Raw genomic sequence first — 11,882 nt, 5'->3', positions numbered from 1 at the left:
AATAAAAAAACCCGGCATTCCTGCCGGGCTTCAACTAGAAGAGAAAGCCGTGTCGGGTCAGCCAGCAATTTGCAGATTGACTGCCTTCGGGCCCTTACCGCGACGATCCGGTTCCGTGTCGAAGCTTACTTTCTGATTTTCTGAGAGACCGGACAGGCCAGAAGCCTGTACGGCAGAGATGTGAACAAAGATATCAGCGCCACCATTGTCTGGCTTGATGAAGCCGAAGCCTTTGTCGGTATTGAAGAATTTTACGGTGCCAGTCTCGGCCATGCATCAGGTCCTTTTCGCTCTGCCCGCGTTCAGCTACAGGCAGCATTACAGTTTTGCCCCGCGTGGGCGTTGGCAGGCAGTTTTTGACTATTGAGAAAATGGACCTTCGCAACGGGAAGTAATGGCGTTCTCATCCAACGTTTTTCGTCCCGCCGCCCGAGGTTTATAGCGTCCCCGGTGCGCAAATTTATAGGCCTTCCCATGCTCGCAAATTGCCCGAACCGCGGTAGAGTGATGCGTTTATTTGAAATTGGCAAGCAAAAGTTTTCAAGGGCTTTTTATCAGATAAAAAACCTGCGGTAGAGCAAATGACGGCGATCGCATAATTTTTCTGCAGCCTGCTAAATTGCTGAAATAATCGCCGTATGGTTCGGCATTTTCAGCAAATTTCTCGCAGTGGCGCCGCGCTTTTTCCCGAATTGGGAAAAATGGTTCTTTTTGTGTCAGGCCGCGCCCGCCATGCTTTTGGGTCGCTTTTTGGTGAGTTCGGGTATGAGTTCGACCATCAGGATGGCAACGAAGATAATCAGGCAGCCTACGTAACCGGCCCCCGAAATCGTCTCGTTGAGGAAAATCGATGCTAGCAAAGCACCGAAAAGGGCTTCCGATGAGAGAAATATCGCTGCCTGAGGGGCTGTCGTGTAACGCTGGCCGATGACCTGCAGCACGAAAGCAAGGCCTGATGAGACCAGTCCTACATAGAAAATCTCGGCCAGCGAACCTGTAATCGCTGCCATGCTGATCGGCTCGTAGACGAGAGCGATGATGCAACTCAGGAGGGAGCAAACAGCGAACTGTGTGCAGGACAGCGCCAGAGGTCTTCCAGTTTCGGAAACGAAGCGGCCAGCCAGCGTGATTTGGATGGCCCAGAAGAAGGCGCAGATAATGCTAAGGACGTCGCCCTGGGTGAGAGCAGCGAACGCGCCGCCCGAAAGCAGGAAAATTCCGCCAAGCATCATCAGAGCGCAAGGCCAGACAATCCAGTGTGGATGGCGACGATAAAGAACGACCGCAATAACCGGTACGAAAATCACATAGAGACCAGTCAGAAAGCTGGAATTCGTCACCGTGGTGGTGAGCAGGCCGACCTGCTGTGTAGTAGCGCCCCCAAACAGAGCAAGCCCGACAATCGCAAACGACCGCATGTTGCTCCTCGTGGGGGCGGCTTTGAGGCTGCGGTTTTCGAGCAGGGCAAATGGCAGGACGGCAATGGTTGCGATCGCAAAGCGTAGCCCAACAAACCAGAACGGCCCGATCGATGCCATCGCCGAGGACTGGGCAACGAAACCGCCACCCCAGATCGCCGCAGCGAGGAGAAGCACCAGATTGGCCTGAACACGTGTCATAATGGCACCAGCAGCAAGACAAGGGCCTGACAACCTAGTGTCACGGCCTTGGACGTTCGGGAATTTTTTGAATTGTCGATACGACGTTAGCTACGTGCTTTATCAGCAAGGTGCGGGCGCTGCAAGTCAGCGACGGCGGATAGGGCAGGCTCGGGGCGAGGCGGGCAAAAGGCGGCAGGGAGCATTTCGTGGTCGCTATTTGAAACGACGCGCTTCGTCCCTCAGGCTGCGCCTTGTCAGTACCAAACCGCCGACACCGAGGCCGAGAAAGACGAAGCCAGAGAGAGCGATGAGCAATGTGTTGTCGCCTTCCGGTGCGGTTGCGGCAACCTGAGGGATGGAGGCGGTCTGCATGGTGTCCACGGCCTGCGCAGCATTTGCCGAGGTTGCAAGTCCTGCTGCCATGGTCAGGATCACGAGGAGAGCAGCTATCGCCATCCAGAGAGAAAACAATGTTCTTTTGGCCCGTAATTTTTCGACGGAAGTCCTGTCGTTCGTAAACATTGTCCAGTTCCCTTTTATCCCTGCTCGCGAAGGATAGAAGAGGCTTCGAAATGGACTGCTTGGAGACCGAATTCAGGCGGTCCGCGGTATTTATTGTGGCAATATCAAGGCACGGTTAATGCGTGCGGTCTTGTCAGATGCCGCGTTTTCCAAATGTTCGTGTTGGGCGTGCCGGACGAATGTCCGAAGGACGATCTTCCTTGAAGAGCGGCAGGCCTGATGTGGCTCGTTCTGCCCGCACCGTGGCGTTGTATCGGTCGCTTCCCAGTTCGGGAAAACGCTCATCGAAGCTCGTCGGGGCCAGTTCGGGTTTGGCCAGCACATATCCCTGCATCAGGAAAACGCCGAGTTCTTCGCAAAGGTCGACCTGCCAGTCTGACTCCAGTCCTTCAAAGACGGGTTCTATGCCATCGTTGCGGAACTGGCCGACGATGACGCGCAGCAATGCAGCGCCGGCCGAATTGCGCATGAACTCATTTACCCATCCGGATTCGAATTTCACATAGTCCGGCTTGATAAGCTTGATGCGCTCGATGTCGGAATCGCCGGCGCCATAGTCGTCCAAGGCGACGCGAAAGCCGATATCGTGCATATGATAGGCAAAATCCGCCACCATGCGTGTGTCGGATGTTTTCTTTTCCGAGATTTCGCAGACGATGCGATCTGCTGTGATGCCCGCTTCGTGGGCGGCAAGTCGCATGCGTTCCACCTCCTGCCGCATTTTGGCGGGTGTCTGGAAGAGGCCAGGATGAAAATTGACAAAGATGCGGGCGCGGGCGCGATCCAGCCTGCCGAGGTTGAGAATATGGATGGTGCGCAGAATGCTGTCGATGTTCTCGATATCTTCAGGCGCAACGAGTGCGAAAAACTCACCCGGCGTGACAGGCTCTTCACCACGATAGGGACGGACGAGACCCTCGAAGGAATCGATGTCGAGAGGGCCGACCTCCGTTCTTCGAAAGATCGGCTGTAAAGCCGATTTCAAGCTGAACGTGCGATAGGTTGTGGTCCAGGTCCCGTCGGCTTGGCGGACGAGGCTGGAAAAGATGCTTTTCTGCGCCATATTTCACCAGCAGCAAAACACACGATTTGACCCCCAGATTTTAACGAGGAAGCGTTACTTCCCGGTAAAGGAAGATTTAAATCTTCCGTTATTCCACATATGTCGGCTTTTGGCCTTGAAAGACTGCTGCTCTTTAGACATAGAAAATGCCGCAGTCGTCGACGTTTTCGGGCTTCTGCCGATGTCAACTTCAACAGGACCGATTAAAAATGGCCTTCCTTGCCGACATTCTTTCCCGCGTAAAGCCGTCCGCCACCATCGCCGTCACCCAGAAAGCTCGCGATCTCAAAGCGAAGGGTCGCGATGTGATTAGCCTTGGCGCAGGCGAGCCGGATTTCGATACGCCTGAAAACATCAAGGAAGCGGCCATCGATGCCATCAAGCGTGGCGAAACGAAATACACGCCTGTTTCCGGTATCCCTGAACTGCGCAAGGCGATTGCTGAAAAGTTCAAGCGTGAAAACGGTCTCGACTACAAGCCTGAGCAGACCATTGTCGGCACGGGTGGAAAGCAGATTCTTTTCAACGCCTTCATGGCAACGCTCAACCCGGGCGACGAAGTCGTCATTCCGGCACCTTACTGGGTAAGCTACCCGGAAATGGTTGCGATTTGCGGTGGTACGCCGGTTTTCGTTGACACCACGCTGGAAGACAATTTCAAGCTCAAGCCTGAAGCACTGGAAAAGGCGATCACGCCGAAGACCAAGTGGTTCATCTTCAACTCGCCTTCCAACCCATCGGGCGCGGCCTATTCGCATGACGAGCTGAAGGCTCTGACGGACGTGCTGGTCAAGCATCCGCATGTCTGGGTGCTGACGGACGACATGTACGAGCACCTGACCTATGGCGATTTCAAATTCGTGACGCCTGTTGAAGTAGAGCCGTCGCTCTATGACCGCACGCTGACTATGAATGGCGTTTCCAAGGCCTATGCCATGACCGGCTGGCGTATTGGTTACGCTGCGGGTCCGCTGCCGCTCATCAAGGCAATGGACATGATCCAGGGTCAGCAGACATCGGGTGCGTCGTCCATCTCGCAATGGGCCGCCGTCGAGGCGCTTGCCGGTACTCAGGATTTCATTCCCGAGAACAAGAAGATCTTCGAAGGTCGCCGTGATCTGGTTGTTTCGATGCTTAACCAGGCCAAGGGTATCAATTGCCCGACACCTGAAGGCGCGTTCTACGTCTACCCGTCCTGCGCTGGCATGATCGGCAAGACCGCACCGTCCGGCAAGGTCATCGAAACGGATGAGGATTTCGTCTCCGAGTTGCTCGAAGCTGAAGGCGTTGCCGTTGTGCACGGTTCGGCTTTCGGTCTTGGCCCGAACTTCCGCATCTCCTACGCCACCTCGGAAACGCTGCTTGAAGAGGCCTGCAAGCGTATCCAGCGCTTCTGCGCTGATTGCCGCTAATAGCACTGACATTATGATAAGGCCCGGCAGCGATGCCGGGCTTTTTTATTTGTGTTAGCTCACGTCGATTCATCGAGCGAAACGTTTCGCTCAGTCGCGATCGACCTGCGACGCCTCGTCTCATCGTTTAAGCAGAATTTGCACTCAGGCGTTTTTGGGAGGATAGTGGTGGCGTCAAGGACGTGCCGCCCGCGCTGTGGTGTCCGCTGAATGCCACATCTGAATAGCGGTTATGGTCATGTCGCCTGAAGCAGGAGGAAGCATGTATGACCAAAGTGGTGTATGAAATTGTGGAACATGATGGAGGTTTTGCCTATCGACTGAATGGCGCCTATTCCGAAACGTTCCCATCCTATTCCGATGCCGTTCAGGCGGCGCGGATCGTTGCCGTTGAACAGCAGATCGGCGGGGAAGATGAAGAGATAAGCTATCAGGACGAAACAGGCCACTGGCACGAAGAATACAGTCAGGGCGGCGACCGGCCGGAGGCCGAGATTGTGGACAAGACCACCCGCCAGTCCCAGGCGCGGCCTTATTGAGTTTTAACGCCTTTGCGGCGGCGCTTCCGGGTCCGTCTCTTTCAGATGGGCTTTCAAGCCTTCCACCAGCGCGCTGAAAACGGCGCGGCAACGTGGTGACGTCTTGAGATTTTCGTGCATTGCGACCCAGGTGTGCAGCGGAATGTCGATGTGGTTCAAAACACGGACAAGCCGAGGATCTTTTTGCCCCATACCTATCTGGCAGACACCGATTCCGGCGCTGGCGCGGATCATAGAGAGTTGCGCAAGATTGCTGTCTGCGCGTACGGCGAATGAAATTTCTTCCGTATCGGGAATCTCGGGCTTGAGGGATCGCATATGGTGGATTGCAGCCCGAATGAAAGGCGTCTTGCGATCGAAACCAATCATGCGATGGTCTTCGAGATCCATCATTTCCATCGGAGTACCGGCTTTTTCCAGGTATTCGCGCGTTGCGTGAAAGCCCAGCCGGAAATTACCGATATAGCGCATGACAATCGCATCCTGCTGCGGTTCTGTCATGCGAATGGCGATATCGGCTTCTCGCCGCAGAAGATCTTCCAGTGTGTCGGACAGTGAGAGTTCGATCTCGAGCCGCGGATGAATATCCTGCAACTTGGCGATAATCGACGGCAAGATTTCCACGCCGATGATATCGGAGGCGCTGATGCGAACCGCGCCCTCGATCTTGCCGACTTCGCCAGATGCTGCCCGCATCAGAGCCGATGCCGTCGCAGCAAGATTTTCTGCGTAGGGACGCAGGGCAAGTGCCGCTTCCGTCGGCATCAGTCCGTGCGGAGAGCGAATGAACAGCGGGAAGCCTATGGCTTCCTCCAGCGCCCCGATGTGGCGGCCAGCGGTGGGCTGCGTGATGCCTAGCTCACGGGCTGCCGCAGAGAGGGAACCATCCCGGAGAACACCGAGAAAGGTTCGGTAAAAATCCCAACTCACGTTACGGTTCTTCATCATAAGATTTTGTATGGCCGATCCACGTGTTTCGACAATTTCGTATAATCCATAACGAGCCAATACTCCAGTCAAGATGAAGGAGTGACGGCAATGATCAATGAAGACAGTAAAGCTTCAGTTCAAACCGGTGGGCGTCTGGCGCTCGTGCTGGGATCAAATGGCGGTATCGGTGGCGAGATTTCAAGAATGCTTTTGAAGCGCGGCTGGCGCGTCAGGGCGATCAGCCGCAGGGCGGCGCTGTCAGGGGCGAGGGTGGACATGGAATATGTCACTGGCGACGCCTTGAGTCGCACCGATGTCCTGGCAGCCGCCGAAGATGCGGATATGATCGTTCACGCGGTTAATCCGCCCGGATACCAGAACTGGGAAAAGCAGGTGTTGCCTATGCTGGACAACACAATTGCAGCCGCCGAAGCTGTCGGGGCACGTATCGTATTTCCCGGCTCGGTCTATAATTTCGGTGCTGATGCCTTTCCTGTCCTGACGGAAGTAAGTCCGCAAAATCCTTTTACCCGTAAAGGCATGTTGCGAAAGGAAATGGAGCAGCGGCTAACGGCGGCCTCGCTTCGCGGCGTACCGGTGCTGATCGTGAGGGCGGGAGATTTCTTCGGGCCCGGTGCGAAGAACAACTGGTTCTCGCAGATGCTGGTGCGACCAGGAAAACCTGTCCGTCGCGTATCGAACCCCGGCTATCCTCATGCCGGGCATCAATGGGCCTATCTGCCGGATGCGGCAGAAACAATCGGTCGCCTGCTTGATCGATCGGATGCGCTGGCCCCGTTCTCTGTCTTCCATATGGATGGCTTCTGGGACTTCGACGGTCTGCAGATCGTCAAGGCAATCGAGCGTGTATCCGGCCATCCCGTCAAGATGAAGCGTCTGTCGTGGAGTGCGGTGCGGCTGGCCGCGCCTGTTGTTCCGTTGTTTCGTGAAGTCCTCGAAATGCAATATCTCTGGCGGATGCCGATCCGGATGAGCAATCGCAAGCTCGTGGAGTTTCTCGGGGAAGAGCCGCACACCCCGATCGATCTGGCAATATCGGCAACTCTGGCGGGGCTTGGCTGTTTCGACCCCGTCCGCGATGGTGCTGAGGAGATCGGCCGTTTGATCAACGTGACGAGGAGGGTGTGATGGCCATTCCTGTCCATTCCGGATCGCGCTCGCGCCAATTGTTTGCCTTGATATCGGCGAGTGTGCCGGCACTGATTTTCGCGCAAGTCTTGCTGGCGGGACTATCGCTCTATTATGACAGCTCGCTGATTGAATTGCATAAGTCGCTTGGGATGTTTCTCGTGCTTCCAATTGGCGCGTTGGTGGTTATGGCCCTGCGCCAGAGTGATCTTCGCCCCAATCTCTCACGCGCGATAATCCTGCTCGGGCTATATGGCCTGCAAGTCGCGCTGATGAGCATCGGCCGGGAAACAGGGAGCGGATTTCTTCAGGCGCTGCATGTGCCCAACGCGTTTATCATGGGAGCTTTCTCGGACTTTGCCGCTCGGCAGGCCAGGAGGCATCCTTGAACGATAAGCCGCGCCCTGAGGGGCGCGGCTTATCGTTTGTTATCAGGCGAGAGCCGGGTAATCCGTGTAACCTTGGGCGCCGCCGCCATAGAAGGTCGGCTGGTTGGGCTCATTCAGCGGCGCGTCGTCTTTGAGGCGGCGGACCAGATCCGGGTTTGCAATAAACGCCTTACCGAAGGCGACAGCGTCGACCTTGCCGTTTTCGACCGCTGCTATCGCGGTGTCACGATCATAGCCGTTGTTGCCGATCCAGAGCCCCTTGCCGCCAGCGTTGCGATAGGCAGCCTTGAAGGCGTCGTAGTCGAACGGCTTGTCTCCTTGCTTGAAGTCACGCGGACCGCCGGTTGCGCCCTCGACGACGTGGATGAACGCCAGGCTGCGGCTGCCAAGTTGCTCGGCAACATAGTTGTAGAGCGGCTGCGGATCAGCTTCGAAGATGTCGTTGGCCGGTGTGACCGGAGACAAGCGGATACCGGTGCGGCCAGCGCCAATTTCCTTTGTCACGGTATCAACGACTTCCAGAAGGAAACGGGCGCGGTTTTCGATCGAGCCGCCATATTGGTCGGTGCGCTCATTGGTGCTGGATTTCAGGAACTGCTCGATGAGGTAGCCATTGGCAGCATGAATTTCGACGCCGTCGAAACCTGCTTCGATCGCTGCACGTGCGCCGGAGCGATAGTCTTCAAGGATAAGGCCGATATCATCATGCGTGAGCGCGCGAGGCTCAGAGGTTTCGGCAAAAGCGCCGGTGCCGTCGTCGTTGATGATATAGGTCTTGGATTTTGCCGTGATCGCAGATGGCGCGACAGGCTGCCCACCATGCGGTTGCAGCGAGGTGTGCGAGATACGCCCGACATGCCAGATCTGGGCGACGATCTTGCCGCCGGCAGCGTGAACGCCGTCTGTGACCGTCTTCCAGCCGTCAACAGCTTCTTTCTTATAGAGACCGGGAACGTCGGCGTAGCCCTGGCCCTGCTGAGAGATCGGCGTGCCTTCCGTTACAATCAGACCGGCCGAGGCGCGCTGTTCGTAATATGTGGCGTTCAAATTGTTGGGAATTGCCCCGGGAGACCGGTTGCGGGTGAGGGGCGCCATGACAATTCGGTTGGCGAGGACAATGTCGCCGGCCTGTGCCGGTTCGAAAAGACTGGTCATACGACTTCACTTTCTGGTCGGTTGGCTTGTTTGCGCAGGCATTTGCGCAAGAGGGCTCGAAGCTTGGGATGCTTAGAGATTGGTTTTCAGATGGTCGAGAAATGCGTCGATTGTTTCTTCGTTCCGTTCAAAAAACACCCATTGGCCAACCTTCTTCGATTTTATGAGGCCTGCGGATTGCAGGATCGCAAGGTGCGAGGAGACGGTTGATTGCGACAGACCGCCAACCTGGAACTGGTTGGCGCACACGCCCATACTGAACGGATGATCCTGACAGAAATGCCGTTCCGGGTGTTTCAACCATGCCAGAAACTGCAGTCGTGCCGGATGCGAGATCGCCTTGAGGATGGCCTCCGGGTTCATAAGCGTTTTTCTCTTAAATCTGATGTTGGCGATCTATATATCGGTAGAAATCGATATACAATTCACGTCTCTGTGAAAGCCATGCAAGGATGCACTGGCTATTGCGCTCTCGCGCAAACGCGCCCCGTTTCCACGCTGCATGCTTAGCAAAAAAGAAGGCCGCTGGATTTCTCCGCGGCCTGATAGTTTGAAGGTCAAAAACCTCCAGAGGGGAACAGCTGTCCAGCGCACAAAAGTCAGCCGCGACAGCTGAATTAGATATGGGTGCGCGGTGCCTACAAAACAAGGTTGTATTATGCAGTATTGCGCATATTTGGAGAAAATTATTGCGGGTAAAAAAAGAGGGCCACCGGAAAGATCCAGGGCCCTTTTAAGTGTGAAGGTTAAAAACCTCCAGAGGGGAACAGCTGATGCGGTGGAACTGGGAGGAAAGCCACCGGTGTGCATCAGCTGAGTGCGATATGGTGCTTTTTTGTGCAGACAACAACTCTTTTTTGTGCAGGTCAGGCATGCGATTTACGCAGGCCTGCATCTTTCCGGTACATTTTTTGTGCAGGGCTCTATGCGAAAGTTACGGCTATGCTCCTTCTGATCGGCAGTTAACCGATTGAACTTTATTGACAATTTCATAAGGTCGACTGTTTTTGCGTCAGAAGTTCCAGTTGCGCGCCTTGGCAACGATAAAGTCTCTGAACGCCTTCAGTTTTGCAGCGTTTTTCATCTCGTCGGGATAGCAGAAGTAGGTATCGAATGAGGGAATGTCCGCGGCGAGCGACAACTGAATCAAACCAGGGTCACGTCCAACGATGTAATCCGGCAGGCAGGCGATGCCGATTCCCAGCAGGCAGGCCCGTTTGATCGAGGTCTGGCTGTTAATCTGCAAGTGCGGCGTGCGGGTGTTGTCGGATGAACGACCGGCGTTTTCCAGCCAGTTCACGTCCAGCAGATAGTTGGGAGCCGGTTCACCGAATGAGATGATACGGTGGTTGTCCAGATCCTCGATCGATTGCGGTTCGCCATATCGATTGATGTAGGATGGCGCGGCATAGACGTGCATGTGCACCGTGAACAGCTTGCGCTGGATGAGGTCCGACTGCTGCGGCTGACGCAAGCGGATCGCGCAGTCGGCGTGCCGCATGTTCACGTCGAGTTCCTCGTTGTCGAGGATGAGCTGGATCGACATTTCCGGATAAAGCTGCAGGAATTCCTGTACCTTGTCCGTCAACCAACCCTGACCGAGGCCGACCGTGGTGGTGACGCGCAGCTTGCCGCTGGGCTTCTCCGTCGTTTCGGTCAACTGCATCTTGACGGTTTCAAGCTTCAAAAGCACGTCATGGGCTGTGCGATACAGCAATTCACCCTGTTCCGTGAGGATCAGGCCACGGGCGTGCCGGTGAAACAGTTTGACGCCGACGTCCTGTTCCAATGCGCTGACCTGACGGCTGATCGCCGACTGGGACAGGTGCAGCTTGTCTGCCGCATGGGTAAATGAACCCGCTTCCGCGGCGGCATGGAAAATGCGCAGTTTGTCCCAGTCCAATGGCATCGCCATGCCGATCCTGCCTTTCGATTATTCGGCTGCTACCGCAAGCGGTTGATGTGCGGTCAGATAACGTTCGGCCTCGAGTGCTGCCATGCAACCCATGCCAGCGGCCGTGATAGCCTGTCGATAGATGTCGTCAGTCACGTCGCCGGCAGCAAAAATGCCTTCAACACTCGTTGCCGTGGAATCGGCAGCCGTCCACATGTAGCCATTGTCCTTGAGCTTCACTTTGCCCTTGAACAGTTCGACGGCCGGCGCGTGACCAATTGCGACGAAGACGCCGTCGATCGGCATTTCGCTGATTTCGCCGGTCTTCGTGTCGCGCAACTTCGCACCGGAAACCGATGGTGGCATTGGATGCTTGGCAGGTGCGCCGGTGATCTCAGCCACTTCCGTGTTCCAGAGGATCTTGACGTTTTCCTTGGCGAACAGGCGCTCCTGAAGGATCTTTTCCGAGCGGAAGCTGTCACGCCGATGTACGACGGTGACGGTCTTGGCGATATGGGCGAGATAGAGTGCTTCCTCGACTGCAGAATTTCCGCCACCCACGACGATCACATCCTTGTTGCGATAGAAGAAGCCGTCGCAGGTCGCGCAGGCCGAAACGCCAAAGCCCTGAAAGTGCTGTTCGCTTTCGATGCCAAGCCACTTGGCTTTCGCGCCGGTCGCAATAATCAGTGTGTCTGCGGTCCAGACCTGTCCGGAATCGGTGCGGACGACGAAGGGGCGTACCGTGGTTTCAACTTCGGTTACGAGGTCATTGACGATTTCTGCACCGACGTGGGTTGCCTGCTTCAGCATCTGATCCATCAGCCAGGGACCCTGAATAGGATCGGCAAAGCCTGGATAGTTTTCAACATCCGTGGTGATCATCAACTGGCCACCCTGTTCCATGCCGGCAATCAGCACAGGTTTCAGCATCGCGCGCGCAGCGTAGATCGCGGCCGTGTAGCCGGCGGGGCCGGAACCGATGATTAATACCTTGGTGTGGCGGGCAGACATGGGGTGTTCCTTTCAGCAGGGGTAGAGGCAGTGCCTCAACCCTTCAATTGCCGGTATTTAAGGTTGTCTAGTGCCTTTATTCAAGGGCAGCCTTGCGTTACCAACAAGGCAGTTGTGGATGCCTGTGTAATTTTGTGTCCCGAGAGCGGCATATTCTTGCGAATCCTGCCCCGAATAGTACAAGGAAGTTCTTCCGCTCAAAGAGGAACTCTCC

13 protein-coding genes are annotated in these 11,882 nt (G+C 55.7%); 4 read left to right on the top strand and 9 right to left on the bottom strand.

Annotated elements, in window-relative coordinates; translation table 11 throughout:
- Positions 1 to 57: 57 nt before the first annotated feature.
- From FY156_11875 to FY156_11860, 4 genes are all read right to left on the bottom strand, one after another.
- Complete coding sequence (locus FY156_11875; protein ID UXS02108.1) at positions 58 to 273, bottom strand: cold-shock protein; 216 nt, start codon at positions 271 to 273, stop codon at positions 58 to 60.
- Positions 274 to 716: 443 nt separating this feature from the next.
- Positions 717 to 1,619: a DMT family transporter gene (locus tag FY156_11870; GenBank protein ID UXS02107.1), complete on the bottom strand. Its 903-nt coding sequence runs from the start codon at positions 1,617 to 1,619 to the stop codon at positions 717 to 719.
- Between the two features lie 195 nt (positions 1,620 to 1,814).
- A complete protein-coding gene (locus tag FY156_11865; GenBank protein ID UXS03129.1) occupies positions 1,815 to 2,057 on the bottom strand; it encodes a hypothetical protein in 243 nt (80 codons plus the stop codon).
- 199 nt (positions 2,058 to 2,256) lie between these two features.
- Positions 2,257 to 3,186 carry an EAL domain-containing protein gene (locus FY156_11860; protein UXS02106.1) on the bottom strand — a complete coding sequence of 310 codons (930 nt, stop codon included), beginning with the start codon at positions 3,184 to 3,186 and terminating at the stop codon, positions 2,257 to 2,259.
- A gap of 209 nt (positions 3,187 to 3,395) precedes the next feature.
- Here FY156_11860 and FY156_11855 point away from each other — a divergent pair, with 209 nt between their 5' ends.
- Entirely contained in the window at positions 3,396 to 4,598 is a 1,203-nt protein-coding gene (locus FY156_11855; GenBank protein UXS02105.1) for a pyridoxal phosphate-dependent aminotransferase, read from the top strand.
- A 266-nt stretch (positions 4,599 to 4,864) separates the two neighbouring features.
- The gene (locus FY156_11850; GenBank protein ID UXS02104.1) at positions 4,865 to 5,137 is read left to right on the top strand and encodes a DUF2188 domain-containing protein; all 273 of its coding nucleotides are present in this window, start codon (positions 4,865 to 4,867) and stop codon (positions 5,135 to 5,137) included.
- Positions 5,138 to 5,140: 3 nt separating this feature from the next.
- On the opposite strand, the gene FY156_11845 is transcribed toward FY156_11850, so the two are convergent.
- Positions 5,141 to 6,085: a LysR family transcriptional regulator gene (locus FY156_11845; GenBank protein UXS02103.1), complete on the bottom strand. Its 945-nt coding sequence runs from the start codon at positions 6,083 to 6,085 to the stop codon at positions 5,141 to 5,143.
- 90 nt (positions 6,086 to 6,175) lie between these two features.
- Here FY156_11845 and FY156_11840 point away from each other — a divergent pair, with 90 nt between their 5' ends.
- On the top strand, positions 6,176 to 7,216 hold the full coding sequence (locus FY156_11840; GenBank protein ID UXS02102.1) for an NAD(P)H-binding protein: 1,041 nt from the start codon (positions 6,176 to 6,178) through the stop codon (positions 7,214 to 7,216).
- Positions 7,216 to 7,605, top strand: coding sequence for a hypothetical protein (locus FY156_11835; protein ID UXS02101.1), 390 nt, complete (start codon positions 7,216 to 7,218; stop codon positions 7,603 to 7,605). The genes FY156_11840 and FY156_11835 overlap by 1 nt, the downstream gene beginning before the upstream one ends.
- A 42-nt stretch (positions 7,606 to 7,647) precedes the next feature.
- Here FY156_11835 and FY156_11830 read toward each other — a convergent pair whose 3' ends face one another.
- The 4 genes from FY156_11830 to trxB all read right to left on the bottom strand — a co-directional run bounded on the left by FY156_11830 (position 7,648) and on the right by trxB (position 11,668).
- Positions 7,648 to 8,760, bottom strand: a complete 1,113-nt coding sequence (locus tag FY156_11830) for an alkene reductase (protein ID UXS02100.1) — start codon at positions 8,758 to 8,760, stop codon at positions 7,648 to 7,650.
- A 72-nt stretch (positions 8,761 to 8,832) separates the two neighbouring features.
- The gene (locus tag FY156_11825) at positions 8,833 to 9,123 is read right to left on the bottom strand and encodes a helix-turn-helix transcriptional regulator (protein ID UXS02099.1); all 291 of its coding nucleotides are present in this window, start codon (positions 9,121 to 9,123) and stop codon (positions 8,833 to 8,835) included.
- Between the two features lie 649 nt (positions 9,124 to 9,772).
- Positions 9,773 to 10,669 carry a LysR family transcriptional regulator gene (locus FY156_11820; protein ID UXS03128.1) on the bottom strand — a complete coding sequence of 299 codons (897 nt, stop codon included), beginning with the start codon at positions 10,667 to 10,669 and terminating at the stop codon, positions 9,773 to 9,775.
- A gap of 24 nt (positions 10,670 to 10,693) precedes the next feature.
- Positions 10,694 to 11,668 carry a thioredoxin-disulfide reductase gene (trxB, locus tag FY156_11815; protein UXS02098.1) on the bottom strand — a complete coding sequence of 325 codons (975 nt, stop codon included), beginning with the start codon at positions 11,666 to 11,668 and terminating at the stop codon, positions 10,694 to 10,696.
- Positions 11,669 to 11,882 lie beyond the last annotated feature (214 nt).

The sequence above is a fragment of the Agrobacterium tumefaciens genome, from assembly GCA_025559845.1.
Classification (GTDB): domain Bacteria; phylum Pseudomonadota; class Alphaproteobacteria; order Rhizobiales; family Rhizobiaceae; genus Agrobacterium.
This window is presented reverse-complemented; position numbering and strand designations above follow the sequence as displayed.